Origin of the sequence: Nocardia goodfellowii (assembly GCF_017875645.1) — a bacterium.
GTDB lineage: Bacteria > Actinomycetota > Actinomycetes > Mycobacteriales > Mycobacteriaceae > Nocardia > Nocardia goodfellowii.
The window spans coordinates 740,434-764,371 of sequence record NZ_JAGGMR010000001.1 but is presented as its reverse complement, the minus strand read 5'-3'; the positions used below and the strand labels follow the sequence as shown (position 1 = coordinate 764,371).

At 67.3% G+C, this 23,938-nt stretch carries 25 protein-coding genes and 1 tRNA gene; 17 read left to right on the top strand and 9 right to left on the bottom strand.

All coding sequences use genetic code 11. The features are described 5' to 3' along the window. Window positions 1-8 precede the first annotated feature (8 nt). Window positions 9-1,112 (bottom strand): acyl-CoA dehydrogenase family protein, encoded by a 1,104-nt coding sequence (locus tag BJ987_RS03015; RefSeq protein WP_209884448.1) that lies wholly within the window; start codon window positions 1,110-1,112, stop codon window positions 9-11. 65 nt (window positions 1,113-1,177) lie between these two features. Then, window positions 1,178-2,371 carry an acyl-CoA dehydrogenase family protein gene (locus BJ987_RS03010; protein WP_209884446.1) on the bottom strand — a complete coding sequence of 398 codons (1,194 nt, stop codon included), beginning with the start codon at window positions 2,369-2,371 and terminating at the stop codon, window positions 1,178-1,180. A 155-nt stretch (window positions 2,372-2,526) separates the two neighbouring features. Between BJ987_RS03010 and BJ987_RS03005 the strand changes: the two genes are divergently transcribed. From BJ987_RS03005 to BJ987_RS02950, 12 genes are all read left to right on the top strand, one after another. Continuing rightward, on the top strand, window positions 2,527-2,715 hold the full coding sequence (locus BJ987_RS03005) for a ferredoxin (RefSeq protein WP_209884444.1): 189 nt from the start codon (window positions 2,527-2,529) through the stop codon (window positions 2,713-2,715). 43 nt (window positions 2,716-2,758) lie between these two features. Then, complete coding sequence (locus BJ987_RS03000) at window positions 2,759-3,661, top strand: 3-oxoacyl-ACP reductase (protein ID WP_307869437.1); 903 nt, start codon at window positions 2,759-2,761, stop codon at window positions 3,659-3,661. A 278-nt stretch (window positions 3,662-3,939) separates the two neighbouring features. Next, window positions 3,940-4,704: an MlaE family ABC transporter permease gene (locus BJ987_RS02995; protein ID WP_209884442.1), complete on the top strand. Its 765-nt coding sequence runs from the start codon at window positions 3,940-3,942 to the stop codon at window positions 4,702-4,704. 58 nt (window positions 4,705-4,762) lie between these two features. Further along, window positions 4,763-5,560 carry an MlaE family ABC transporter permease gene (locus BJ987_RS02990; protein ID WP_245366446.1) on the top strand — a complete coding sequence of 266 codons (798 nt, stop codon included), beginning with the start codon at window positions 4,763-4,765 and terminating at the stop codon, window positions 5,558-5,560. 14 nt (window positions 5,561-5,574) lie between these two features. Then, window positions 5,575-6,747, top strand: coding sequence for an MCE family protein (locus tag BJ987_RS02985; protein WP_209884439.1), 1,173 nt, complete (start codon window positions 5,575-5,577; stop codon window positions 6,745-6,747). Then, a complete protein-coding gene (locus tag BJ987_RS02980; RefSeq protein ID WP_209884436.1) occupies window positions 6,744-7,772 on the top strand; it encodes an MCE family protein in 1,029 nt (342 codons plus the stop codon). The genes BJ987_RS02985 and BJ987_RS02980 overlap by 4 nt, the downstream gene beginning before the upstream one ends. Beyond that, on the top strand, window positions 7,765-8,880 hold the full coding sequence (locus tag BJ987_RS02975) for an MCE family protein (protein ID WP_209884434.1): 1,116 nt from the start codon (window positions 7,765-7,767) through the stop codon (window positions 8,878-8,880). Before BJ987_RS02980 ends, BJ987_RS02975 begins: the two co-directional genes overlap by 8 nt. A 92-nt stretch (window positions 8,881-8,972) precedes the next feature. Further along, window positions 8,973-10,172, top strand: a complete 1,200-nt coding sequence (locus BJ987_RS02970; protein ID WP_245366444.1) for an MCE family protein — start codon at window positions 8,973-8,975, stop codon at window positions 10,170-10,172. Beyond that, entirely contained in the window at window positions 10,169-11,455 is a 1,287-nt protein-coding gene (locus BJ987_RS02965) for an MCE family protein (protein WP_209884430.1), read from the top strand. Before BJ987_RS02970 ends, BJ987_RS02965 begins: the two co-directional genes overlap by 4 nt. Continuing rightward, complete coding sequence (locus BJ987_RS02960) at window positions 11,452-12,879, top strand: MCE family protein (RefSeq protein WP_209884428.1); 1,428 nt, start codon at window positions 11,452-11,454, stop codon at window positions 12,877-12,879. The genes BJ987_RS02965 and BJ987_RS02960 overlap by 4 nt, the downstream gene beginning before the upstream one ends. Beyond that, the gene (locus BJ987_RS02955; protein ID WP_209884427.1) at window positions 12,876-13,643 is read left to right on the top strand and encodes an Rv1363c family protein; all 768 of its coding nucleotides are present in this window, start codon (window positions 12,876-12,878) and stop codon (window positions 13,641-13,643) included. The genes BJ987_RS02960 and BJ987_RS02955 overlap by 4 nt, the downstream gene beginning before the upstream one ends. After that, entirely contained in the window at window positions 13,640-14,134 is a 495-nt protein-coding gene (locus BJ987_RS02950; RefSeq protein WP_209884425.1) for an Rv1363c family protein, read from the top strand. Before BJ987_RS02955 ends, BJ987_RS02950 begins: the two co-directional genes overlap by 4 nt. On the opposite strand, the gene BJ987_RS02945 is transcribed toward BJ987_RS02950, so the two are convergent. The 4 genes from BJ987_RS02945 to BJ987_RS02930 all read right to left on the bottom strand — a co-directional run bounded on the left by BJ987_RS02945 (window position 14,131) and on the right by BJ987_RS02930 (window position 18,279). Then, window positions 14,131-15,654 (bottom strand): sensor histidine kinase, encoded by a 1,524-nt coding sequence (locus BJ987_RS02945; RefSeq protein WP_209884424.1) that lies wholly within the window; start codon window positions 15,652-15,654, stop codon window positions 14,131-14,133. The genes BJ987_RS02950 and BJ987_RS02945 overlap by 4 nt on opposite strands. After that, complete coding sequence (locus BJ987_RS02940) at window positions 15,654-16,346, bottom strand: response regulator transcription factor (RefSeq protein ID WP_209884422.1); 693 nt, start codon at window positions 16,344-16,346, stop codon at window positions 15,654-15,656. The genes BJ987_RS02945 and BJ987_RS02940 overlap by 1 nt, the downstream gene beginning before the upstream one ends. Window positions 16,347-16,413: 67 nt before the next feature. Continuing rightward, complete coding sequence (locus tag BJ987_RS02935) at window positions 16,414-17,973, bottom strand: alpha,alpha-trehalose-phosphate synthase (UDP-forming) (RefSeq protein ID WP_209884419.1); 1,560 nt, start codon at window positions 17,971-17,973, stop codon at window positions 16,414-16,416. A gap of 111 nt (window positions 17,974-18,084) precedes the next feature. Beyond that, entirely contained in the window at window positions 18,085-18,279 is a 195-nt protein-coding gene (locus tag BJ987_RS02930) for a hypothetical protein (protein ID WP_209899732.1), read from the bottom strand. A gap of 123 nt (window positions 18,280-18,402) precedes the next feature. On the opposite strand from BJ987_RS02930, the gene BJ987_RS02925 reads away from it, so the two are divergent. The 3 genes from BJ987_RS02925 (at window position 18,403) to BJ987_RS02915 (ending at window position 19,823) form a co-directional block, all read left to right on the top strand. Beyond that, the gene (locus BJ987_RS02925) at window positions 18,403-19,236 is read left to right on the top strand and encodes an alpha/beta fold hydrolase (protein ID WP_209884417.1); all 834 of its coding nucleotides are present in this window, start codon (window positions 18,403-18,405) and stop codon (window positions 19,234-19,236) included. Window positions 19,237-19,388: 152 nt separating this feature from the next. Continuing rightward, a complete protein-coding gene (locus BJ987_RS02920) occupies window positions 19,389-19,631 on the top strand; it encodes an MbtH family protein (protein WP_011207082.1) in 243 nt (80 codons plus the stop codon). 117 nt (window positions 19,632-19,748) lie between these two features. Next, window positions 19,749-19,823: transfer RNA gene (locus tag BJ987_RS02915), tRNA-Thr, on the top strand. Between the two features lie 121 nt (window positions 19,824-19,944). On the opposite strand, the gene BJ987_RS02910 is transcribed toward BJ987_RS02915, so the two are convergent. Beyond that, window positions 19,945-20,370 (bottom strand): HIT family protein, encoded by a 426-nt coding sequence (locus BJ987_RS02910; protein WP_209884416.1) that lies wholly within the window; start codon window positions 20,368-20,370, stop codon window positions 19,945-19,947. A 145-nt stretch (window positions 20,371-20,515) separates the two neighbouring features. Here BJ987_RS02910 and BJ987_RS02905 point away from each other — a divergent pair, with 145 nt between their 5' ends. Then, window positions 20,516-21,088: a hypothetical protein gene (locus tag BJ987_RS02905; protein ID WP_209884414.1), complete on the top strand. Its 573-nt coding sequence runs from the start codon at window positions 20,516-20,518 to the stop codon at window positions 21,086-21,088. A gap of 47 nt (window positions 21,089-21,135) precedes the next feature. Here the strand turns inward: BJ987_RS02905 and BJ987_RS02900 are convergent, their stop codons facing one another. Next, on the bottom strand, window positions 21,136-21,513 hold the full coding sequence (locus BJ987_RS02900; protein ID WP_209884412.1) for a PH domain-containing protein: 378 nt from the start codon (window positions 21,511-21,513) through the stop codon (window positions 21,136-21,138). 111 nt (window positions 21,514-21,624) lie between these two features. On the opposite strand from BJ987_RS02900, the gene purD reads away from it, so the two are divergent. Next, a complete protein-coding gene (purD, locus tag BJ987_RS02895) occupies window positions 21,625-22,896 on the top strand; it encodes a phosphoribosylamine--glycine ligase (RefSeq protein WP_209884410.1) in 1,272 nt (423 codons plus the stop codon). Here purD and BJ987_RS02890 read toward each other — a convergent pair. Beyond that, entirely contained in the window at window positions 22,893-23,897 is a 1,005-nt protein-coding gene (locus BJ987_RS02890) for a M23 family metallopeptidase (protein ID WP_209884408.1), read from the bottom strand. The two genes, purD and BJ987_RS02890, sit on opposite strands and share 4 nt — an antisense overlap. Window positions 23,898-23,938: the final 41 nt, after the last annotated feature.

Below are 23,938 nucleotides of genomic sequence, written 5' to 3'. Positions count from 1 at the left end.
TCGAACGATCAGGCCGATGCGGCCAGCGCCGCGCCGATCGCGCGGAGGTGGTCCGTGCCGCCGCCCAGCGCGAATTCATTGTGCTTGGCCGCCGTGAAGTAATTGTGCACGATGTGGTCACGGTCGATGCCGACGCCGCCGTGCACGTGGACGACGGTGTGCGCGACGCGGTGACCGGCGTCGGCGGCCCAGAACTTGGCGGTGTGCACCGCTTCGGTGCTGGGCAGTCCCTCGGACAGCCGCCAGGCAGCCTGGGTGACCGCCAGGCGCAGGCCCTGGATGTCGATGTAGGCGTCGGCGAGGCGCTGCGCGACGGCCTGGAAGGCGCCGATGGGCTTGCCGAACTGCTCGCGTTCGCGGGCGTAGTCGGCAACCAGTTCCAGCGCCCTCTCCAGGGTGCCGAGCTGCTGTGCTGCCAGGCCGGTCCAGGCGCGGCTGAGGATCCAGTCCAGGATCTCCGCGCCGGACTCGACCGTGCCGATCAATTCCGCTGGGGTGTCGTGCAATTCGACTTCGAACTCGGCGCTGAGATCGACGACGCGCTGCGCGGTCAGTTCCACCGAGTCGTCGGACGGGTCGACCAGGAACACCGCGGGAGTGCCGGAAACGCTGGCGGGCACCAGGATTCGCGCGGCGCGATCGGCGTAGGGCACGGTGGTCTTGTGGCCGGCCAGTCGCCAGCCGCCGTCCGCTTCGCGGGCCACGGTGGCGGGTTCGGCGGGCTCCCAGTTGTGTACCTCGGACAGCGCGGCGGTCAGCACGACCTCGCCGGTCGCGGCCTTACCGGCCCATTCCCGCTGTGCCGCGGAACCGTACGCGGCCAGCGCGCCCGCACCGATCACGATGGAGGACAGATACGGCACCGCCGCCACGGCTTTGCCGAGTTCGCGCAGCACCGCGGTCTGTTCCAGAATGCCGAAACCGCCGCCGCCCAGGGCCTCCGGCAGCGCCGCCGCCAGAATGCCGGTCTCGGCGAGCGAGTTCCACAGCGCCCCGTCGTAACGGCCTTCGGCGTCGAGTTCGCGCAGGCGGTCGGCGGTGATCAACTTGCCGCACACCTCGGCGGTCAGGCCCGCCAGGTCGTTCTGCGCTTCGGTAGGAGTGAAATCCATTGGTGTTCACCTGTTCTGAGGGGCCCATCCGGGCCACGATTCGCGATGCGGAGCAGCGCCGTGTCTCAGCGCGCCGAGGCGGGCTGGCGCAGCGCGGTCATCGCGATGATGTCGCGCTGGACTTCGTTGGTGCCGCCGCCGAAGGTCAGGATGAGAGCGGCCCGGTGGAAGCGCTCCAGCCGGCCGCGCAGTTCGGCGCCGGGGGAGTCCTGGCGCAGATAGGCCTGGGGACCGAGCACTTCCATGAGCAGACGGTAGGCCTCGGTCGCGAGTTCGGTGCCGTAGACCTTGCAGGTGGAGGCGTCCCACATCTTGGGCGCGGCCTCGCCGCCGTGGTCGGCGCCGCTGGCGACCTGCCAGTTGAGCAGCTTCAGGTATTCCGCCTTGGCGTACACCTTGGCCAGGTTGATCTGCACCCACTCCTGGTCGATGACGCGATTACCGTTGGCGGCCTTGGTATCCCGGGCCCATTCGATGGTCTGGTTCAGCGCGACCAGCAGCGGACCGGCGGAGGTCAGCGCGACGCGCTCGTGGTTCAGCTGGTTGGTGACCAGCGACCAGCCGCCGTTCTCCGGGCCGACCAGCGCGCTCACCGGTACGCGCACGTCCTGGTAGTAGGTGGCGCTGGTGTCGGGGCCGGCCATGGTGTGCACGGGTGTCCAGGAGAAGCCCTCGGCGGTGGTCGGCACGATGAGCATGCTGATGCCCTTGTGCTTCTTGGCGGCCGGGTCGGTGCGCACGGCCAGCCATACGTAGTCGGCGTAGGCGATGAGGCTGGTCCACATCTTCTGGCCGTTGATGACGTACTCGTCGCCGTCGCGCACGGCGGAGGTGCGCAGGCTGGCCAGGTCGGTGCCCGAGCCCGGCTCGGAATAGCCGATGGCGAAATGCAATTCGCCCGCGGCGATCTTCGGCAGGAAGAACTTCTTCTGCTCCTCGGTGCCGTAGTGCATGATCGTCGGCGCGACCGAGTTGATGGTCAGGAACGGCACCGGAGCGCCGGCGATGGCGGCTTCGTCGGTGAAGATCAGCTGATCCATGGTGGTCCGGTCCTGGCCGCCGTATTCTTTCGGCCAGGCCATGGTGAGCCAGCCGTCCTTGCCCATCTGCTGGACCACTTCGCGGTAGACATTGCCTTCGCCGTACTCACCGGTGGTGGAGCTCAGCGCCGCCCGGCGCTCCGGTGTGATCAGCCGCGCGAAGTAGTCGCGCAGTTCGGCGCGAAGCTCCTCCTGCTGCTGCGTGTACGCAATGCGCATGGCATTACCTCCGCCTTCGTTCGAATCGAGTAAGACCGATGATTGCATATCGACTGAAACATGTTCCAGTATTGGATTCGGAATCCGATCGATGCCGGCACAGCCCGCCGCCATCGCTTGTAGGCTTCCGGCGAGGCTCGAGTGAAGGAGTAACCATGAAGGTCGCAGTCGATTTCGACCAGTGCGAGGCCAACGGGATTTGCGTCGGATTCGCCCCCGACGTGTTCGAACTCGATGACGAGGATCAGCTGCACGTCCTGGTGGACGACATCCCGGCCGAGCAGCTCGAGGATGTCAAGGACGCGGTCGCGCAATGCCCGAAGGCGGCGCTCAAGCTCATCTGACCGATGCTTGCCAGCTAACAGGAACACGTTCTAGAGTCGGCCCGTGACTGAACTCGAGTTGGCCGGCAAGGTAGCTATCGTCACCGGTTCCGGTGCCGGATTGGGTAAGGCCGAGGCGCTCGCCTTGGCGGCCGCGGGCGCCTCGGTGGTGGTCAATGATCTCGCCGAGAGCGACGCGGTAGCCGAAACCCTCGGCGAAATCCGGGCTTTGGGCGCGAAGGCGGAGTTCGTCGCGGGCAGCATCGCCGAGCGGAGCACCGCCGACGCGTTGATTCGGACCGCGGCGGATTCCTTCGGCGGCGTCGACATCGTGGTGAACAACGCGGGCATCACCCGGGACAAGATGTTGTTCAACATGTCCGACGAGGAATTCGACGCGGTGATCGCCGTGCACCTGCGCGGGCACTTCCTGCTGACCCGCAATGCCGCGGCCTACTGGCGCGCCGAGTCGAAGGCGGCGGGCGCGCCGATCTACGGCCGGTTGATCAACACCTCCTCGGAGGCGGGTCTGCTGGGTCCGGCGGGCCAGGCGAACTACGGCGCCGCCAAGGCCGGTATCACCGCGCTGACGCTGACGGCCGCGCGGGCCCTGGCCCAATATGGCGTGCGCGCCAACGCGATCGCCCCCCGCGCGCGGACCGCGATGACCGCGGCCGTGTTCTCCGACGCTCCGGAAGGGTCGGTGGACCCGCTCGCGCCCGAGCATGTGGCCCGCCTGGTCGCCTTCTTGGCTTCGCCCGCGTCCGAGCAGGTGAGCGGTCAGTTGTTCGTGGTCTACGGGCCGATGGTCGCGCTCATGGCCGCGCCGGTGGTGGAGCAGCGCTTCGACGCCGACGGTGCCGAATGGAGTGCCGGCGATCTGGCTTCGACTCTCGGCGGCTACTTCGCCGACCGCCCGGCCGACCAGACCTTTTCCGCGGGCCCGGCACTGAGCGAGTTGGGCTGACCGGCCGCCCTACCTGATCAACTGACCAATTGTTGATCACCGCACTCGACTTTGTTAGACATGGGTGTCGGTGTGTGTGACGGCTCACAAGGCCTTAAGCCAGCAAAACTGACACACGTTGCAAATACATAGGCTGATTCAGGGGATAAGTGCAGTTCAATAGTGGCCAAAACCTGACGCCCGCTAGGTGAACATGTTCTAATCATTCCGAGCGACGCGGCTCCTGGGTGGGGCCGTGCCGTCAGCAATACGAGCACGTTGAGCAAGGAGGATCGCGTATGAACGAGGTCCTTGCCGTGCCGTTGCGGGCAGTCGGGGGGTTCTTCGAACTTGTCGCCGACGTCGCCCGAGCGAGCATCCGCAGGCCCTTCCAAGCGCGTGAGTTCATCGATCAGTCCTGGTTCATCGCGCGCGTCTCGATTGTGCCGACCCTGCTGGTCGCGATTCCGTTCACCGTACTGGTGAGCTTCACGCTGAACATCCTGCTTCGTGAGATCGGCGCCGCCGACCTCAGCGGAGCGGGCGCGGCCTTCGGCGCCGTCACGCAGATCGGCCCGATGGTCACCGTGCTGATCGTGGCCGGCGCGGGCGCTACCGCGGTCTGCGCGGACCTGGGAGCCCGCACCATTCGCGAAGAAATCGACGCCATGAAGGTGCTCGGCATCGACCCGATCCACCGACTCGTGGTGCCGCGGGTCCTGGCCTCGATGTTCGTGGCCCTGCTGCTGAACAGCCTGGTGTGCACCATCGGCATCGTCGGCGGATTCCTGTTCTCGGTGTATCTGCAGGACGTCAACCCCGGTTCCTTCGTCAACGGCATCACCCTGCTGACCCATCTGCCCGAGCTGATCATCTCCGAGGTGAAGGCCGGGCTGTTCGGGCTGATCGCCGGACTGGTCGCCTGTTATCTCGGATTGAACGTCAAAGGTGGACCCAAGAGCGTCGGTGACGCGGTGAACCAGACCGTCGTCTTCGCGTTCATGGCGTTGTTCGTGGTGAACGTCGTCGCGACCGCGGTCGGTATCAAGTTCGCGGCGCGGTGATCCGGTGGCTTTCGTAATCAGTTCCCGGTTCCCGAAGGCGACGCGTCGCGTCCGGCGCATGTCGGACTCGCTGGACTCGATCGGCAAGCAGGCGATGTTCTATGGCGAGACGGTGGCCTCGCTGCCGCGCGCGCTGCTGCACTACCGCACCGAGACCATCCGCCTGATCGCCGAGATCAGCATGGGCACAGGCGCTTTGGCGGTGATCGGCGGCACCGTGGTGATCGTCGGATTCCTCACGCTGTTCGCCGGCGGCACCATCGCGGTGCAGGGCTACAGCTCGCTCGGCAATATCGGCGTCGAGGCGCTGACCGGCTTCTTCTCCGCGTTCATCAATGTGCGCATCGCGGCGCCGGTGATCTCCGGAATCGGCCTGGCGGCCACCATCGGCGCGGGTTCGACCGCGCAGCTGGGCGCCATGCGGGTCTCCGAGGAGATCGACGCGCTCGAGACCATGGCCATCCGGCCGGTGCCGTACCTGGTCGGCACCCGGGTGCTGGCCGGGATGATCGCGATCATTCCGCTGTACGCGCTCGCGGTGATCGCGTCCTTCCTGGCCGCGCGGTTCGCCACCGTGGTCATCTACGGGCAGTCCGCCGGCGTCTACGACCACTACTTCTCGACCTTCCTGATCCCGAGCGACATCCTGTGGTCGTTCGCGCAGGCCATCTTGATGGCCCTGGCGGTCATGATGATTCACACCTACTACGGCTTTACGGCCGCGGGCGGCCCGGTGGGCGTCGGCATCGCGGTCGGCAACGCGGTGCGCGCCTCGCTGGTCGCGGTGGTCACGGTGACCCTGCTGGTGTCGCTGGCCATCTACGGCACCTCCGGCAACTTCCACCTCTCCGGATAAGCGGTATACGAACGATGAAGCTCAAATTGGCCGGCGCCGCAATGGTGCTCACGCTGGCCGCCCTCGTCGCGGTGGCGATGGTCATGTTCGTCGGCGGGTTCACCTCGACCGAGACCATCACCGTGACCGCGCCGCGCAGCGGCCTGGTGCTCGACACCGACGCCAAGGTGAAGGTGCGCGGCGTCGAGATCGGACGGGTCGCCTCGGTCGAGCACTCCGCCGAGTCGGCCCGGCTGAGCCTGGAGATCGATCCCGACCAGCTGAAGCTGGTGCCCGACAACGCGGGCGTGGACATTCGCTCCACCACGGTGTTCGGCGCCAAGTACGTCAATTTCATTGTCCCGGAACAGCCGTCGAAGACCGCGCTGAAGCCCGGCGCGAGCATCGCCGCGTCGAAGGTGACGGTCGAATTCAACACCCTGTTCCAGCACCTGTCCGATCTGCTGGCCAAGGTGGAGCCGGACAAGCTGAACGCGACCATGGCGGCGCTGGGTACCGCGCTGCAGGGTCGTGGACAGCAACTGGGCGAGCTGCTGAGCACCAGCAACTCCTACCTGCGCGACCCGGTCAACCCGTATCTGCCCACCCTGCAACAGGATCTGGGCAAGACCGCCGAGGTGACCGGGATCTACGGCGACACCGCCCAGGACTTCCTGGCCGTGATGAACAACGCCACCACGACCAGCCGCACCTTCGCCGAGGAAGCCGGCAACGTCGACGAGCTGCTGACCAACGTGATCGGCCTGGCCGACACCACCGGTTCGGTGCTGCGCGAGAACGAAACCCGCCTGATCACGGCGCTGGACCTGATGACCCCGACCGTGCAGTTGCTCTACGACTACAACTCGGGCACCGAATGCTTGATCAACGGCATCGGCGAACTGATGCCGCTGGCCGAGGAGATCTTCGGCGGCATGTACGACGGCGTCGGCATGAACACCAACTTCCAGATGGGGTCCAAGCCCTACACCTACCCGGACGACCTGCCGAAGGTGAACGCCACCGGCGGACCGCATTGCTCGGGCGTGACGAACCGGGCGCCGGACAGCCATGCCGACTACGTCGTCACCGACACCAGCGCGGGCGCGCCGTTCGTGCCGAACGCGACGCCGCTGCGGCTGCACGACAACCCGCCCAAGGTCCTGCAAATCCTCTTCTCTGGTCTGCCGGGGGTCCCCAAGCTGTGAAAAACACCGCCACGACAGTCAAACTGACGATCTTCACGCTGGTGATGACGCTGATCTTCGCCGGGCTGGTGGTCGTGTTCAGCCAGATGCGTTTCTCGCGCGAATACGCCTACCACGCGGTGTTCACCAGTTCCTCGGGCATGCTGCCCGGCGCGAAGGTCCGCATCGCCGGCGTACCGGTCGGCTCGGTCACCGAGGTGAAGGTCGGCAAGGACAACCTCGCCCACGTCGAGTTCGATGTGGACCGGCGCCACCGATTGCTCACCAGCACCCGCGCGACGATCAAATACGAAAACCTGGTCGGCGATCGCTACCTGGAACTGCGGGAGGGGCCGGGCGACGCGGAAACCCTGCGCGAGGGCGGCACCATCGGCAAGGAGAAGACCGCGCCCGCCCTGGATCTGGACATGCTGCTCGGCGGGTTCAAACCACTGCTGCGCGGGCTGGATCCGGGTCAGGTCAACGATCTGACCAACGCGCTGCTGCATATCTTCCAAGGCCAGGGCGGCACGCTGGTCTCGCTGCTGAACAGCGGCGGCTCGTTCGCCAAGACGCTGTCCGAGCGCGACCAACTGATCGGCAACGTGATCAACAACCTGAACACGGTGCTCGCGACCATCGATCAGCGCGGTGATCAATTCGCCACCACACTCGACGAATTGCAGCGCCTGATCACCGGTTTGGCCGAGAACAAGGATCCGATCGGCGACGCGATCCCACGGATCGCCGGCGCCACCGGTGACCTGACCGACCTGCTCGCCCAGGCCCGGCCGGACCTGGCCGGGACCATCAACGGGCTCGGACGGTTGTCCACCAACCTGGACAACGGCCAGGACACCCTGCAGTGGGTGCTCGAGCGCCTGCCCGAAACCTACAAGAAGCTGATCCGGATCGGCGCGTACGGCTCGTTCCTGCAGCTCTACATCTGCGGAACCTGGTTGCTCGTGGACGGACCGGACGGCAGGCCGATCGAGATGTCCCTGCCCGGTGGGCAGGATACGGGGAGGTGCTCGTCTGATGGCTGACACACAGAACTCATCCGCTTCGGCGGCCGCGCCTCCCGCCGTCCCGCAGAAGTCACCGGCGATCACCATCGGTGTGGTCGGCATCGTGGTGGCGCTGTGTATCTCGCTGACCGCGTTGCAGTTCACCCAGCTGCCGTTTATCCGGGGCGGCGCGAACTTCACCGCCTACTTCGCGGACGCGGGCGGGCTGGTGCCGGGCGACGCGGTACAGGTCGCGGGTGTGCGCTCCGGCCAGGTCGACAAGGTGGAACTGGACGGCGCGAAGGTGCTGGTCAAGTTCAGTCTCGACGAGGCGATCGTGCTGGGGGACAAGACTTCCGCCGCGATCAAGACGAACACGGTGCTCGGGCGCAAGTCGCTGGAGGTCACGCCGACCGGCCACGGAGCGTTGCGCAAAGAGGACACGATTCCGCTGGAGCGCACCACGTCGCCGTATTCGCTCAACGACGCGCTGAGCGAGCTGGGCGCGACGGTGCAGGGCCTGGATATGCAGCAGGTCGACAAGACGCTGGACGCCCTCTCCGAGACCTTCGCCGACACCCCGGCGCCGCTGCGATCCGCGTTGGACGGAGTTACGGCATTGTCGCGCAGCATCAACACTCGCGACGAGGCGTTGACCCAACTGCTCACCCGGGCCCAGAGCGTCACCAAGGTCCTGGCCGACCGCGGCAATCAGATCAACGCGCTGCTGCTCGACGGCAACAATCTGCTCGGCGAGCTGGACCGGCGCCGCGCCGCCATCGGCCAGCTGATCGTCAACGTCAACGGGATCGCCCAGCAGCTGACCGGATTGGTCAACGACAACGAGCCGCAGTTGAAGAACACGCTGGACCGGCTGAATTCGGTGCTGGGGGTGCTCGAGCGCAACAAGCAGAACCTGTATGACGCGATGGACAATCTGGGGCCCTACGCGGCCGCGCTCGGCGAGCAGGTCGGCAGCGGTCCGTGGTTCAACGCCTACGCCGTGAATCTGAATTCGCCCGCCCTGCAGATCCTTTCGGACTCGATCACCTGGCCGCAGCACCTGCCGGAGGATCTCCGCAAGATGTTCCTCGACCCGAACCCGTTCACCACCATCCGCCCGTCAGAAGAGGATCCGCCGCGATGACGCAGAGCTCACCCGCCCCGCCGTCTCCGCAGGCTCCGACGGCTGTCGTCCCCCGGCAGAACAAGATCGCGAAGCTGCCGCGCTGGGTGCTGATGACTGCCGGTGCGCTGGTCGCGGCGCTGGTCGTGGTCGGGGTGTACAACGGTGTCGATCGGATCGGCAAAACCAACCTCACCGCCTACTTCCCGTCCACCAATGGCCTGTACGAGGGCGATGAGGTGCGGGTGCTCGGCGTCGAGGTGGGCCGGATCGACAAGATCGAGCCCGGCCGGGACCAGGTCAAGGTCGAGATCACCCTGAATCGCGGTATCGATGTTCCCGCCGACGCGAAAGCGGTGATCATCTCGCCGTCACTGGTGTCGGCCCGGTTCATTCAGCTGGCGCCCGCCTACACCGGCGGGCCGAAACTCGCCGACAATGCCGCGATCCCGATCGAGCGCACCGCGGTGCCGGTCGAATGGGATGACATCAAGGCCGAATTGGCCAAGTTGACCACGGCTTTGGGCCCGGTCGGCGACGACTCCCAGGGGTCGTTCGGGCGGTTCGTCAATACCGCCGCCGACAATATCGACGGCAACGGGCAGAAGTTCCGCGACACCCTGCGTGAGCTGTCCGCGACGCTGACCACGCTGTCCGACGGCCGCACCGATCTTTTCGGCACCATCCGCAACCTGCAGAAGTTCGTCGAGGTGCTTTCGGCCAGCAACGAGCAGATCGTGCAGTTCGGCGGGCGGTTGGCTTCGGTCTCCGACGTCCTGGCCGACACGTCCGCCGATCTCGGTGCGGGACTGGACAATCTGGATGTCGCACTGGCCGATGTGCAGCGGTTCATCGAGGGCAGTGGCAGCGAACTCACCGAGGGCGTGTCCCGGCTCGCCGATGTCACCCAGATCCTGCTGGACAAGCGACCCGAGATCGAGCGGGTGCTGCATTCCGGGCCCACCGCGCTGGTGAACTTCTATCAGATCTACAGCCCCGCCCAGGGCACGCTCGGCGGCGCGCTGGCGCTGAACCAGCCCGCCGATCCGATGAGCTGGTTGTGCGGCTCGATCGACGCGCTCGAGGACAACGATTCCCGGCGCAGCGCCGAACTCTGCGCGCAGATGGTCGCGCCGGTGATCAGCTCGGTCGCCATGAACTACGCGCCGATCCTGACCAACCCGGCCACCGGCGTGCACGCCTTCCCGGACCAGCTCGTCTACAGCCCGCCGAGTCTGGCCGGTGCGGCCGCGCCCGAGGTCTCGGTCCCCAGTGACGTGGCCGGCCTTGCCATTCCAGGAGGAACGCGATGATCGGCAAATCGCGCAGACGCGGCATCGCGCTCGCGCTCGGCGTCGCGGTGACGCTGACGGTCTCTGGTTGCGAGTGGGACGGACTGAATTCGATGCCGCTGCCCGGCGCCGAGGTCGCCGAGAACGCCTACGAAGTGCGCATCCAGATGCCGAATGTCACCACCCTGACCCGGAATTCGCCGGTGCGCGTCTCGGATGTGGTGGTCGGGACCGTCACCGAGATCACGGTGGAGGGCTGGCACGCGCTGGTCACCGTCGCGTTGCATCCCGATGTCCACCTGCCCGCCAACGCGGTGGCCAAGATCGGGCAGACCAGTTTGCTCGGCAGCAATCACCTCGAGCTGGCCGAGCCGACTGAGGCGGCGCCGGTGGGCCGGCTGAAGGCCGGGGACGTCATTCCGCTGGAGCGAGCCGGGGCCTACCCCACCACCGAGCAGGTGCTGTCCTCGCTGTCGGTGGTGCTCAACGGCGGCGGCATCTCGCAACTGGAAACCATTACCCGCGAGCTCAATACGGCGCTGCACGGACGCGAGAACGATATCCGCGACCTGCTGCCGCAGTTGAACACGCTGACCACCGGACTGAACCAGCAGACCGCCGACATCATCAGGGCGATGGAGGGCCTGGACTACCTGGGCGGTCAGCTGGCCGAGCAGCGCGATGTCATCGGCAAGGCGATCGACGAGATCCATCCGGCGCTCACCGTGCTGGCCGACCGCACGCGCAGCATCACCGACGCGGTCACCGCGCTCGGTGATCTGAGCGATGTGGCCGACCGGATCGTCGACGCCAGCGGCGAGGACCTGAAGACCAACCTCGCCAACCTCGCACCGATTCTGAACACGCTCGCCGATACCGGCACCAACCTCATCGAGGCGCTGAAGATCCTGCCGACCTTCCCCTTCCCGATGAAGAACATCACCAAGGCGATCAAGGGCGACTACCTGAACCTGTGGATCACCGTGGACCTGACCGGCAAGCGACTGGACGCCAACTGGCTCTCCGGTACGCCGCTCGGCGGCCGGTTCGGTGGTCCGGAAGGCGTGGTCGGTAGCTTCGCCCCCAGCACGGCCACCGACGGCGGCAATCCGGCCACCGCGCCGCTGGCCACGCCCGCGCCCGCGGCACCGGCTCCGTCCATTCCCGGCCTGCCCTCGATTCCGGGGCTGCCCGCGATCCCCGGCCTGACCGTGCCGCTGGAAAACCCGGCGCCGCTCAGCTCACCCGCCCCGCCGCCTACGCAGGCTCCGGCGGATACCGTCCCCCAGGGAGGTGCACGATGACCCTGACGCGGTTCGTCCGGATCCAGCTGACCATCTTCGCCGTACTCACCGTGGTCGGGCTGGTGGTCATGGGCGGGGTGTATGTGCAGGTGCCGGCCATGCTCGGCATCGGCCGCTACGACGTGACGGTCCGGCTCGCCGCGACCGGCGGGCTCTACGAGACCGCGAACGTCGCCTTCCGCGGCACGAACGTCGGCAAGGTGGAACAGGTCGTGCTCACCCCGGACGGGGTCGAGGCGAAACTGTCCATCGACAGCGACCAGAAGATCCCGCTCGACGTGGTGGCGTGGGTGCGCAGCGTGTCCGCGATCGGTGAGCAGTACGTCGACCTGGTGCCGGCGGACGATCCCAAGGGCGGCAACCTGTCAGACGGCGCGGTGATCGCACAGGATCGGACCCGGCTGCCGCAGGATGTCGGGGCACTGCTGGACCAGACCGACAAGCTGCTGTCCACCGTCGCCGACACCCGGCTGCGGCAGGTCATCGACGAGGCGTTCCACGCGTTCAACGGCGCGGGGCCGGATCTGCAGCGGTTCCTCGATTCGGCGGCGCTGCTGATCCAGGAGGCGAACAACAGCGCGGAACCGACCAAGAAGCTGCTCGATCAGATCGGCCCGCTGCTGGACACCCAGATCGAATCCGACGCCGCGATCCGCTCCTGGACCCAGGATCTCGCGACCGTGACCGATCAACTGCGCCAACATGATCCGGCGCTGCGCAGTATCTTGCGTGATGGGCCGTCGGCCATGCAGACGGTGAGCGCGCAGTTCGAGTCGCTGCGTCCGACGCTGCCGCTGCTGCTGAACAACCTGGTCAGCCTCGGCCAGGTCGGTGTGACGTATCACGCTGGGCTGGAACAGATCCTGGTGGTATTCCCGCCGCTGATCGCGGCACTCAAGACCATCATCCGCGGACCGTCCAAATACGGCGCGATGGTGAATTTCCAAGCGGTGGTCAATGATCCGCCCGCCTGCACCACCGGCTTCCTGCCCGCGGACCAGCGGCGTTCGCCGGCCGACATGTCGTTCACCGATACTCCGCCCGGCCTGTACTGCAAGGTGCCGCAGGATTCACCGATCAGCGTCCGCGGCATCCGCAACACGCCGTGCGCCGAGTTCCCCGGGCGACGTGCGCCGACCCCCGAACTGTGCCGGACGGGCTACTCGCCGGAGGGCACCAACCCGGCCTTCGGTGCGGACGCTCCGCCGCAGCCCGCAACCGAGCCGCAAAACCCGGACGTGACTCCGGTCGCACCGGCGTCCTATGGTGGCGAGACACCCGCGGCAGCCCGAAGCTACGACCCGGACACCGGGGTGTACATCGGTACCGACGGTCGAACCTACCGTCAAGGCGATGTCGGGCCCGGCGGATCGGGCGCGATTCCGTCGAGCTGGCAGGCAATGTTCGAGGAGCAGCAACGATGACCCAGAACAACGGCGAGAACCACCGCACGCGCCGCCGGGCGGGCCGTCCAGCGGGGCCTCCGGTCGAAGAGACCGCGGCCGGCGAGGTCACGGTGAAAAGTCCCGTCGTTGTCACGGCCGCCGCGGCCCAGCCCGCAGCTACCACCGAGCAGGTCACCGAGAAAGTGGCGCTCACCAAGAAATCGGACCAGACCGCCGCCGACGCGCCCACGGTGGTGCGAGCCGCCACCGCCCCGGACGCCGCCGACTCCCTGGAAGCACCGGAGTCCACCGGCAAGCCGGGAGCCGGGCGGATCGTGGCCCTGGCCGCCTGCGCGGTGCTGGTCCTGGCCCTGATGGCCGGCGCCGGTGTCTCGGTCTATCTGACCCACAACAATTCGGTGCGCGAGGACCGCCGCACCGAGTACGTGCAGGCCGCCCGCCAGGCGGTGCTGAACCTGACCACCATCCGCGCCGACTCCGCCAAGGAAGACGTCGACCGGATCCTGGCCACCGCCTCGGGCAAATTCAAGACCGAGTTCGACGGCCGGGTCGACCCGTTCCTGCAGATCGTGCAGCAGGCCAAGGTCGTCTCCAACGGAGAGATCATCGAGGCCGCGCTGGTACGCGACGACGAGAACTCGGCGACCGTGCTGGTGGCCGCCAAGCAGACCCTGACCAACGCGGGCTCGACCGAGCCGCAGACCCGGTTCTATCGGTTCCGGATCACCGTGAACCGCACGGATTCCGGGATGTCCGCGTCGAATGTGGAGTTCGTGGCATGAGAAAACTCGGAACGCGCGGCTTGATCGCCGCCGCCGTCGCCGGAGTGCTGGTGGCCGCGTCGCTGGTCGTCATGGGCATCAACGGCTACCGCTACTGGGACGACCAGCGCGCCGAACAATCCCGCACCGAGGTCGTCGATGTGGCGAGCCGTTCGGTGTCGGCCATGTTCACCTACGACTTCAACACCGTCGACCAGGAGCTGCCGAAGGCCGCCGAGGCCCTCTCGCCCAAGTTCCGCGAGGACTACCTGAAGCTGATCAGCCAGGCCATCGCCCCGGGCGCCAAGGACAAGCAGCTCACCGTCCGCGCCACCGCCCAGGCCGGCGGCGTCGTCTCGGCCGACCCGGAGCACGCCGTGGTGCTGCTGTTCCTGAATCAGATCACCACCAGCAAGGACAGCCCGCAGGGCACCACCACCGGCAGCCGCGTGCGCGTCACCCTGGACAAGGCCGGCGAGCGCTGGCTGGTGGACGCGGTCACGCCGATCTAGTCGGGCTCGCGGGGCAGCCGGACGGTGAAGGTGGTGCCTTCGCCCTCGACGCTGTCGACCGTCACCGTGCCCCGGTGCGCGGTGACGAGGGCTTGGACGATGGACAGGCCCAGGCCGGTACCGCCGCTGGTGCGGGTGCGTGAGGTGTCGGTGCGGTAGAAGCGCTCGAAGATGCGGGCCGCCTGCTCGGCGGGCAGCCCGGGGCCGGTATCGGCGACCGCGAGCAGCACGTCGTCGGACCGCGGGGTGAGATGGACGGTGACCGAAGCCTCCGGCGGTGTGTGCGTCAGCGCGTTCTCGATCAGGTTCGCCAGCACCTGGCGTAGCCGCATCTCGTCGCCGGTGATCTCCAAGGTGCCCGCACCCGAGTGGATTTCGAGTTCGATCGGACGGCGTGGGCCCTCCGGATCCGCCGCCGCGGCCCGCGCGCGGGCATTGTGGACGGCGTCGCTGGCGACGGTGAGCAGGTCGACCGGGCCGAGTTCCAGCGGGCGCTGGGCGTCGAGGCGGGCCAGCATCAGCAGATCCTCGACGAGCAGGCCCATGCGCTGGGCTTCGTGCTCGATGCGATCTATGAAGCGCGCGGGGTCGTCTGTGGCGCCGTGCCCGGCCATCCCCGTCTGGCGGTACAGCTCGGCGAAGCCGCGGATCGTGGTGATCGGCGTGCGGAGTTCGTGGCTGGCGTCGGCGACGAAACGGCGCATGGTGGCCTCTGATTCGCGGGCCGACGCCTCGGACGCCTCGGTGGCGGCGAAGGCCGATTGGATCTGCGCGAGCATGCCGTTCAGCGATTGGGAGAGCCGATCGACCTCGGTGTTGGTGCCGCGCACCGGGACTCGGCGGAACAGATCGCCGCGCGCGATCGCGGCGGCGATGTTCTCCACCCGGCTCAGCGGGCGCAGACTGCGCTGGATGACGAAGTAGGCGAGGACCGCGAGCACGGCCAGGACCACCGCGCCGATCATCAACTGCAGCTTGATGAGCCGGTTGACGGTGTCGGCGTTCTTGGTGAGCGGCACCGCCACCGTGGTCGTGGTGTCGCCGGCGCGCAGGCTGAGGGCCCGCCATCGCACGGGTGAGTCGTCGAGCGAGCCGATCGTCACGGCCCGGGGGCTGTGGACCTCGGTGAGGTCGGGCCGGGCGTCGACATCGAACGGTTTGAGCACGAGAGTGCCTGGGCCGCTTTCATTCTCGGTGACGATGTAGAACGGGCTCGGCGGCATGCGCTGATCGAAGGGCAGGGGCGGCCGGGCGACGGTCATGCGCGACATTCCGGCCTCGCGCAGTTGCTGATCGGTTTGGTCGAGCAGCGATTGTTCGAACGCGGAGGTGACAGCCGCCCCGGAGGCGAGCAGCCCCAGGGCCGAGAGCGCGACCAGGGCCAATACCAGGGTGACGCGCAGGGGAATCGAGGCGAGGCGACGTCCGATCGCGTCTCGGGCCCGCCGGATTCGGCTCGGATGTGCCTGAACCGCCTTGGCGCCGTAGGACTTCGGCTTCGATGCCAGTTCGGGGGGCATCAGCGCGGTTTCCGCATCACATAGCCGACGCCGCGCAGGGTGTGGATCAAGCGTTGCTCGCCGGTGTCGACCTTCTTGCGCAGATACGACACATAGGTCTCCACCACTCCGACCTCGCCGCCGAAGTCGTAGCGCCACACGTGATCCAGAATGCGCGGCTTGCTCAGTACCGTGCCCGCGTTCACCATGAAATATCGCAGCAGCGTGAACTCGGTGGGGGACAACGCGACTGGTTCGCCCGCCTTCCACACCTCATGGGTGTCGTCATCCAGTTCGATGTCCTCGAAGTGGAGGCGGGTCCGCGCCGGTTCGGGCGCGCCGTGCCCCGCGCGGCGCAGCACCACGCGTAGCCGGGCCACCACTTCCTCCAAGCTGAACGGCTTGGTGATGTAGTCGTCGGCGCCCAGGGTCAGCCCGGCCACCTTGTCCTGCACCTCGTCACGGGCGGTCAGGAAGAGCACCGGCGCGTCGATGCCGTCGGCGCGCAGCCGCGGAAGCAGACCGAAACCGTCCATGCCGGGCATCATGACGTCGACGATCAGGGCGTCCGGGCGGAAGACCCGCGCCCGGTCGAGTGCCTGCGCTCCGTCGGCCGCCGTCTCCACCTCGAAACCCTGATAGCGCAAGCTCACCGCGAGCAACTCGACGATCATCGGCTCGTCGTCGACGACCAGCACCCGCGCTTCTGTCATGGCCTACATCCTGCGCCACGGCTCTGCGAAGTCCCTGGATGCTCGCTGGGAGGTTCCTGTGAACGAACTAGCGGCGCGGTGTGCGCGACTCCGGGTAGACATCGTCATCGGTGAGCAGCGCGCTGCCCGCGACCTGATCCTGCGCCAGCGCCTCGAGGAACGAGCGCGCCCACCGGTCCACGTCGTGCGCCAGCACCTGCCGGCGCAGCGACCGCATCCGGCGGCGCTGAGTATCGCGTTCGTCCTCGATGGCGGACACGATGGCGTCCTTCACACTGTCCAGATCGTGCGGATTGCACAGATAGGACTGCCGCAATTCCGCTGCCGCGCCGGTGAATTCGCTCAGCACCAGGGCGCCGTTCAGCCCGCTGTGACAGGCCACGTACTCCTTGGCGACCAGGTTCATGCCGTCGCGCAGCGGCGTCACCAGCATGACGTCTGCCGCCACGAAGAACGCGACCAGCTCGTCACGCGGGATCGGGCGGTGCAGATAGTGCACGACCGGATGTCCGACCTCGGCGAACTCACCGTTGATCCGGCCCACCTGGCGCTCGATATCGCCGCGCATCTGAATGTAGGACTCGACGCGCTCCCGGCTCGGGGTGGCCAGCTGCACCATCACCGTGTCCGCCGGATCGATGCGGCGCTCGATGAGCAGTTCCTCCAGCGCGTTGAGCCGGATATCGATGCCCTTGGTGTAATCGAGCCGGTCCACGCCCAGCATGATGTGCTTCGGATTGCCGAGCTCCGCACGGATTTTCGCGGCCCGGTCGCGCACCGACTTGCGCCGGGACAGCTCGTCCAGCTCGGCCGAGGCAATCGAGATCGGGAACGCGCCGACCCGCACGGTGCGGAAACCGACCTGCACCACGCCCAGTTTGGAACGCACCCCGACATTGCCGCGCGAGGTGGGCTGACCCGCGAGCCGGCGCGCCAGGTACAGGAAGTTCTGTGCGCCGCCGGGCAGATGGAAGCCGATCAGATCCGCGCCGAGCAGGCCCTCGATGATCTCCGTCCGCCACGGCATCTGCATGAACAGTTCGACCGGTGGGAACGGAATGTGCAGGAAGAAGCCGATGGTCAGATCGGGCCGGAGCATGCGCAGCATCTTCGGCACCAACTGCAACTGGTAGTCCTGCACCCAGACGGTGGCGCCCTCGGCGGCCACCTTGGCGGCGGCCTCGGCGAAGCGCCGGTTCACGTTGACATAGGCGGCCCACCATTTGCGGTCATAGGTGGGGCGGACGATCACATCGTGGTAGAGCGGCCACAGCGTGCCGTTGGAGAAGCCCTCGTAGTAGTCGGCGACTTCCCCCGAACTCAACGGCACCGGATGCAGTTCCAGGCCGTCCTCGATGATCGGATCGACATCGGCGTCCGGCACCCCCGCCCAGCCCACCCAGGAACCCTTGTTCATCCGGAGCACCGGCTCCAGCGCGGTGACCAGGCCACCGGGACTGCGCTTCCAGCGGGAGGTGCCGTCGGGTAGTCGCTCCAAATCGACGGGCAGCCGGTTGGCGACGACAACGAAGCCGGAGCCGGCGCCGTTGGACTCGACCGGCTCCAGGCCGGAGCTGGGGTCGGGGTGCTCGGAATCGTCGGACGGCTGGTCGGTCATCTGGTCCATTCACGCATCCTTCGCGCGTCGCGGTTTGCCCATACGGGTGAACACAATGGATAGGTCGACGGCGCCGTTGTCGTCGAACGGTGGTCGGGTCTTACCCGCCCGCCCAGTCCGTTATTCGCCCGCGCGCAAGGCCGGGCCGATGCCGAGCATCGACAGCAGCATCCGGCACTCGTCCGCGTCCTCGGCGTACGCCGCGACTACGCGCTGGGCCTGACGTGCGGTCTCGTCGGCGAGTGGCTCCAGTTCGTCGTCCGCGATGTCGTTCGCGCTGCCCTTCGCGGCCATCTTCTTGTCCTCCCGGCTCATACGCTCGTACCTGCGAATAGTCAATGGTATATGGCCTCGGTGGCCTCTCGTGGGTCCCATGCAGTGGGGGCGGGCCGGACGCTACCGTGGTGGCCAGCATCTAACTCCACGAAAGGGTCGACAATGCCGCTGGCCACGGTAAACGGAATTCCCCTCAACTACCAGGTCAAGGGTGACCGGGCCAAGGGCACGGACGGCAAGGGCGGTGGTCCGCTGGTCGTGATGATCATGGGCACCGGCAGCCCGGGCCGGGTCTGGGAATTGCATCAGGTGCCCGCCCTGGTCGCCGCCGGTTATCGGGTCTGCACCTTCGACAACCGCGGTATCGCGCCGTCCTTCGAGTCCGCCTCCGGCATCACCATCGGCGATATGGTGGCCGACACCGCGGGCCTGATCGAACTGCTCGACGAGGGTCCGGCGCTGGTCGTCGGCACCTCGATGGGTGCGCGGGTGGCCCAGGAACTGGCGCTGGCCAGACCCGATCTGGTGCGCAAAGCGGTGTTCATGGCCGGGCACGGCCGGCTCGACCAGTTCCAGAAGACGCTCTCGCTCGGCGAGCACGAACTCGACGCCAGCGGGGTGAAGCTGCCCGCGAAATACGAGGCGGCGCTGACCGCGGTGATGAACCTGTCCCCGGCCACCATGGCCAACACCAATTCCGCTCGGGACTGGCTGGATCTGTTCGAATTCACCGGCGGCCCCGTCACACCCGGTATCCGCGCCCAGCGCCGCATGGACCACGACTTCGACCGGGTCCAGGCCTACCGCGCCATCACCGTCCCGTGCCTGGCCGTCGGGTTCGCCGATGACCGGATGATTCCGCCCTATCTGTCCAGGGAGGTTGCCGACGCCATTCCCGGCGCGCGGTACCAGGAGATTCCAGATGCCGGGCACTTCGGTTACCTGGAACGACCCGAGGCGGTCAACAAGATTCTGCTCGATTTCTTCGCCGCGTGAGGTAACACCCAACAGGTAACGTCTGCCTTGCTAGGGTCGACACACGCTCGGGGAGTCATCCGGCGCTTCTCCCTTGCGCTCCGGCACAAGCGTGGCGCCGGACGGGCCCAGAGCCGATCCCGTACACAGCGCCAGTATCCAGTGAGGTGAAATTGAGCACCAACCCCTTCGATGACGAAGACGGCCGCTTCTTCGTCTTGGTCAACGACGAAGAGCAGCATTCTCTGTGGCCGGCATTTGCCGAGGTCCCGGCCGGATGGCGAGTCGTGTTCGGCGAGGACAGCCGTGCCGCCTGCGTCGAGTACGTCGAGAAGAACTGGACGGATATGCGTCCGAAGAGCCTGCGTGATGCGATGGCCGCCGATGACGCGGCCCGACAGGGCGCCCAGTCCTGACGGCGGTATCTGAATACTGCGCAGGGGACTTGATGCTGAGCCGCCGCCGTGCGCGGCACCGATAACTCGGTGTCGTGCGGGCGGCGCGCCCGGTCTATGATGTCTTCCGCCGGACCCGCCTCCTTAGCTCAGTGGTAGAGCACCGCTCTTGTAAAGCGAAGGTCGTCAGTTCAATCCTGACAGGGGGCTCCACCCTCGCCGAACTCTGCGGATGGAAAGCATCCGCAGAGTTCGGCTTTCGCGTGTTTTTGGGGGCGCAGCCCCCAAGCCCCGCCCGGCGGGGCATTCGCCCCCCGGACCCCCGGCTAGTGGCTCACTCCGGGACGTTCGCGCCGTGGCCGAGGTCGCGCAGGGCCTGCTTGATCTTGGCCTGCGCTTCGTCGAGCGACTCGGACGACGGGTTCGGGTCGGCGCCGGAGATGTCGAAATCGCCCATCGAGAACGCCGGGAAGACGTGCACGTGCAGGTGCGGCACCTCCAGACCGGCGATCAGCAGGCCGGCGCGGGGAGCGTCCCAGGCCTGGCGTACCGCCTTGCCGATGAGCTGAGCGACACCGTTGAGGCGGGCGAACGTGTCGCCGTCGACGTCCTGCCACTGATCGATTTCCTTGCGCGGAACGATCAGGGTGTGCCCCGGAGTGACCGGGGCGATGGTCAGAAAGGCGACGAATTCGTCGTCCGCCCAAACGAATCGGCCGGGGAGCTGACCTTCGATGATCGCGCTGAAGACAGATGCCATGTCTGGCAGCGTAACCGGAGGACGGACGCGACCGGGGCGGCCACTGGGCGCAATGGAACCGATTTGCCGCACCGAGCGTCCAACTCGTGGAGCGAACTCGGAGCGCCTGCGGTCCACGAGAGAATTCGAGCAGAGGGATGCATCAATGACGGTTTTCGAGCCACGGCAGTCGGTTGTGGACACCCTGTTATTCGGCAATCTTGTTATCGAGCGAACGGGCAGTCGAGTCACAACCCGTCTGGAATCCGGTGAATCGACCGTCGTCAGCATCGAGCGAGTCGGCCCCCGCACTCGGAAGACGGTGCCCATCGGTACGCGCAAAGGGAACCGCATCGTCGCGCGCGTCGATGATCGCGAGATAAAAGTTACGCCTGGCAGCGGCCGTCTCCTGAAGCGGACATTCCGAATCGCCGTCGAGATCGATGATCGAAGTCTGAGCTTCCGGCCGTCGACCATCGATACTGTCATGTTCATCAACGGGAAACCGTCTGAGATCGAAAAGCATTTCTGCGATCTGACGGCCAAGGCGAACGGCGAAATCGACGTTGCCTGGGCGCTACCGCAAACCGTCAAGATTCTCGACAGGACCATCGAGCCGCCGGTTCCCACTACCGAGGACCTCTTGATCGGTTATGCGCTCGCCGCCGCATTCGGCACCGGTGCGCTGTCACTGACGGCGATCGTGGCGGAAATGGTGGCCCTGGCCATACCGGGCTGATCCATCACGAGATCGGCGAAGACACCGCGGCGTGGCGTACCCGGGGGTCAGGCCGCTGCGAAGTGCGACAGGATGCCCTGCACCTCGTAGATGTCGACCTGGCGGTTGAACCGCTTCTGCAGCGGTTCCGCCGTGCCCGCGATCCAGATGACGAGTTCGGCATCGAGATCGAAGGTGCCCGCCGTCTCCACCGAGAAATGCGTGATGGCCCGGTACGGGATGCTGTGATAGCTCACCTTGCGTCCGGTCACGCCCTGTTTGTCCACCAGGATCAGCCGCCGGTTGGTGAACAGCAGGGCATCGCGGACCAGGAGATACGCGGCGTAGACCTGCTCGTCTTGGCCGAAGAGCCGCGCGTATTCGTGTTGTGCCTTCGCCGGATCGAGCCGTCCGGCATTGCCCATGATTCCGTCGATCAGACCCATGGTCGACCACATCCTTCAGATGTGTTGGGGTTCAGTGTGAATCGCTCCACACCCGTCCCCAACCATCATCCTCTTGGTGCGCCGCCGACGTGCCCACTTAAGCTGTTGGCCGTGCGCGTACTCGTGATCGGCTCCGGAGCCCGTGAACATGCTCTCGTCCTCGCCCTGCGCAAGGACCCAGCGGTGACCGCGTTGTTCGCGGCGCCGGGGAATCCGGGGACCGCGTTGCACGCGCAGAACCATCCGGTCGATCCGTCCTCGGGAGACAGCGTCGCGGCGCTCGCCGCCGAGCTGTCCGCCGACCTGGTCGTGGTCGGCCCCGAGGTGCCGCTGGTGCTCGGGGTCGCGGACGCGGTGCGCGCGGCGGGCATCGCCTGCTTCGGCCCGTCCGCCGCGGCCGCGCGGATCGAGGGCTCGAAGGCGTTCGCGAAGGACGTGATGACCGCGGCCGGTGTGCGGACCGCGCACAGCGAAATCGTGGACACCCCCGCCGAACTCGACGACGCGCTGGATCGTTTCGGCCCCACCTGGGTCGTCAAGGACGACGGTTTGGCCGCGGGCAAGGGCGTGGTGGTGACCGCCGATCGGCTCGCGGCGCGCGACCACGGCGCCGAGCTCCTCGAACAGGGGCACCCGGTGTTGCTGGAATCCTTCCTGGACGGACCCGAGGTCTCGCTGTTCTGTCTGGTCGACGGCGAGACCGTGGTGCCGCTGCTGCCCGCGCAGGACCACAAGCGCGTGGGCGACGGTGATACCGGTCCGAACACCGGCGGTATGGGCGCCTACACCCCGCTGCCCTGGCTGCCCCCGGAAACCGTCACCGCGATCGTCGACGACGTGGTCAAGCCGGTCGCCGCCGAGATGGTGCGCCGCGGCTGCCCGTTCTCCGGCCTGCTCTACGCCGGGCTCGCGATCGGCGCGGCCGGTCCCGCGGTGGTCGAATTCAATTGCCGCTTCGGTGACCCCGAAACCCAGGCCGTGCTCGCGCTGCTGGACAGCCCGCTCGGCGAACTGCTGCACGCCACCGCGACCGGCACCCTCGCCGAGGTCGCGCCGCCGCGCTGGCGCGACGGCTCCGCCATCACCGTGGTCATCGCCGCCGAAAACTATCCGGGGCGTCCGCGTTTGGGCGATGTCATTCTCGGGGCCGGCGAAAGCGCCGCCGACGCGACCACGTCGGTCATGCACGCCGGTACCGCACTGCGCGCCGACGGCGCCCTGGTCTCCGCGGGCGGTCGCGTCCTGAACGTGGTGGGCACCGGCGCCGACCTGGCCGAGGCCCGAGCGAACGCCTACGCCCGGATCACCGGAATCAAGCTGCCCGGCAGCCACTTCCGCACCGACATCGGCCTGGCCGCCGTCGAAGACCGCATCACCGTCTAGAAGCCGAGGCCGTGCACGGCCAGCCAGGCCTGCGGATCGACGTGCCGTCCGCCCGCGATGACCTCGAAGTGCAGGTGCGGGCCGGAGGAGTCGCCGCGGTTGCCCATGCGGGCGATCTGCATGCCCGCCGGCACGCGTTCACCGACGGAGACGAAGAAGTCGTACATGTGCCCGTAGACGGTGATGGTGCCGTCGTCGTGGCGGATACGGACCCACAGGCCGAAGCCCTGGGCGGGGCCCGCGTCGATGACGGTGCCGTTGGCGACGGCGTAGATGGGGGTGCCGATCGGCCCCGCGATATCGATGCCGTTGTGGAAAGTGCCCCAGCGGGAACCGAATCCGGAGGTGAAGGTGCCGCGGGTGGGCAGCACCATGCCGCCGATGCCGGGCAGGATCGCGCCGGGCGGCAGGGGAGTGCCCGCCGACATCCAGGGCTGGTATTCGCCCGCGGCCGCCGCGGCGGCTTCGGCTTTGGCGCGCTCCAGCGTGGCGCGCGCGGCGGCGGCCACCACGGCCTGCTCACGACGGCGCTCACCGTTGGCGATGGCGGTCAGGTAGCGCTTCACCGAGGGCACGGTGGATTGGATGAGTTGTTCGTGGGCGAACGCGACGCGCTGTGCTTCGTGCGGGCCGAGCGGCCGGTCGGCGAGGCCGCGGGCGAACGACGAGTCGCCGGCGGCGCAGAGCGCGACGACCAGGAAGACGGCCAGCTGTACGCGGTGGCGGTGGAGGAGTGCGCGGTAATCGCGCTGTCTGTGCTGTTCCCAGAGTTGCCGGAGGTCCGGGCGTGGTCTCTGACGTAGCTCGCCGAGTTGCCGCCGGACTCGCTCGATCCAGGCCCGGATCGGCAGGGGCTCGGGTCGCTGCTCGGAGCGGGTACGCCAATCAGGCGGAATGACGCCGACGCCACCCACTCCGCGTACCCGGTCCAACCCCGCGCGGCGAGCGCTGGGGGACGGCAGGCGGCGAGGCCGGCGGGGCGGGTGGGCGCTGTCAAGCATTACGCCGACCCTAGCCGCGATCGCCCGGACGACAAAGGTTG

Excerpts from the sequence above, each read along its gene's own strand:
- BJ987_RS03015 (WP_209884448.1), bottom strand. The coding sequence starts at position 1,112 with ATGGATTTCACTCCTACCGAAGCGCAGAACGACCTGGCGGGCCTGACC.
- BJ987_RS03010 (WP_209884446.1), bottom strand. The coding sequence starts at position 2,371 with ATGCGCATTGCGTACACGCAGCAGCAGGAGGAGCTTCGCGCCGAACTG.
- BJ987_RS03005 (WP_209884444.1), top strand. The coding sequence starts at position 2,527 with ATGAAGGTCGCAGTCGATTTCGACCAGTGCGAGGCCAACGGGATTTGC.
- BJ987_RS02995 (WP_209884442.1), top strand. The coding sequence starts at position 3,940 with ATGAACGAGGTCCTTGCCGTGCCGTTGCGGGCAGTCGGGGGGTTCTTC.
- BJ987_RS02990 (WP_245366446.1), top strand. The coding sequence starts at position 4,763 with ATGTCGGACTCGCTGGACTCGATCGGCAAGCAGGCGATGTTCTATGGC.
- BJ987_RS02985 (WP_209884439.1), top strand. The coding sequence starts at position 5,575 with ATGAAGCTCAAATTGGCCGGCGCCGCAATGGTGCTCACGCTGGCCGCC.
- BJ987_RS02975 (WP_209884434.1), top strand. The coding sequence starts at position 7,765 with ATGGCTGACACACAGAACTCATCCGCTTCGGCGGCCGCGCCTCCCGCC.
- BJ987_RS02970 (WP_245366444.1), top strand. The coding sequence starts at position 8,973 with ATGACTGCCGGTGCGCTGGTCGCGGCGCTGGTCGTGGTCGGGGTGTAC.
- BJ987_RS02965 (WP_209884430.1), top strand. The coding sequence starts at position 10,169 with ATGATCGGCAAATCGCGCAGACGCGGCATCGCGCTCGCGCTCGGCGTC.
- BJ987_RS02960 (WP_209884428.1), top strand. The coding sequence starts at position 11,452 with ATGACCCTGACGCGGTTCGTCCGGATCCAGCTGACCATCTTCGCCGTA.
- BJ987_RS02955 (WP_209884427.1), top strand. The coding sequence starts at position 12,876 with ATGACCCAGAACAACGGCGAGAACCACCGCACGCGCCGCCGGGCGGGC.
- BJ987_RS02950 (WP_209884425.1), top strand. The coding sequence starts at position 13,640 with ATGAGAAAACTCGGAACGCGCGGCTTGATCGCCGCCGCCGTCGCCGGA.
- BJ987_RS02945 (WP_209884424.1), bottom strand. The coding sequence starts at position 15,654 with ATGCCCCCCGAACTGGCATCGAAGCCGAAGTCCTACGGCGCCAAGGCG.
- BJ987_RS02940 (WP_209884422.1), bottom strand. The coding sequence starts at position 16,346 with ATGACAGAAGCGCGGGTGCTGGTCGTCGACGACGAGCCGATGATCGTC.
- BJ987_RS02935 (WP_209884419.1), bottom strand. The coding sequence starts at position 17,973 with ATGGACCAGATGACCGACCAGCCGTCCGACGATTCCGAGCACCCCGAC.
- BJ987_RS02930 (WP_209899732.1), bottom strand. The coding sequence starts at position 18,279 with ATGAGCCGGGAGGACAAGAAGATGGCCGCGAAGGGCAGCGCGAACGAC.
- BJ987_RS02925 (WP_209884417.1), top strand. The coding sequence starts at position 18,403 with ATGCCGCTGGCCACGGTAAACGGAATTCCCCTCAACTACCAGGTCAAG.
- BJ987_RS02910 (WP_209884416.1), bottom strand. The coding sequence starts at position 20,370 with ATGGCATCTGTCTTCAGCGCGATCATCGAAGGTCAGCTCCCCGGCCGA.
- BJ987_RS02905 (WP_209884414.1), top strand. The coding sequence starts at position 20,516 with ATGACGGTTTTCGAGCCACGGCAGTCGGTTGTGGACACCCTGTTATTC.
- BJ987_RS02900 (WP_209884412.1), bottom strand. The coding sequence starts at position 21,513 with ATGGGTCTGATCGACGGAATCATGGGCAATGCCGGACGGCTCGATCCG.
- BJ987_RS02890 (WP_209884408.1), bottom strand. The coding sequence starts at position 23,897 with ATGCTTGACAGCGCCCACCCGCCCCGCCGGCCTCGCCGCCTGCCGTCC.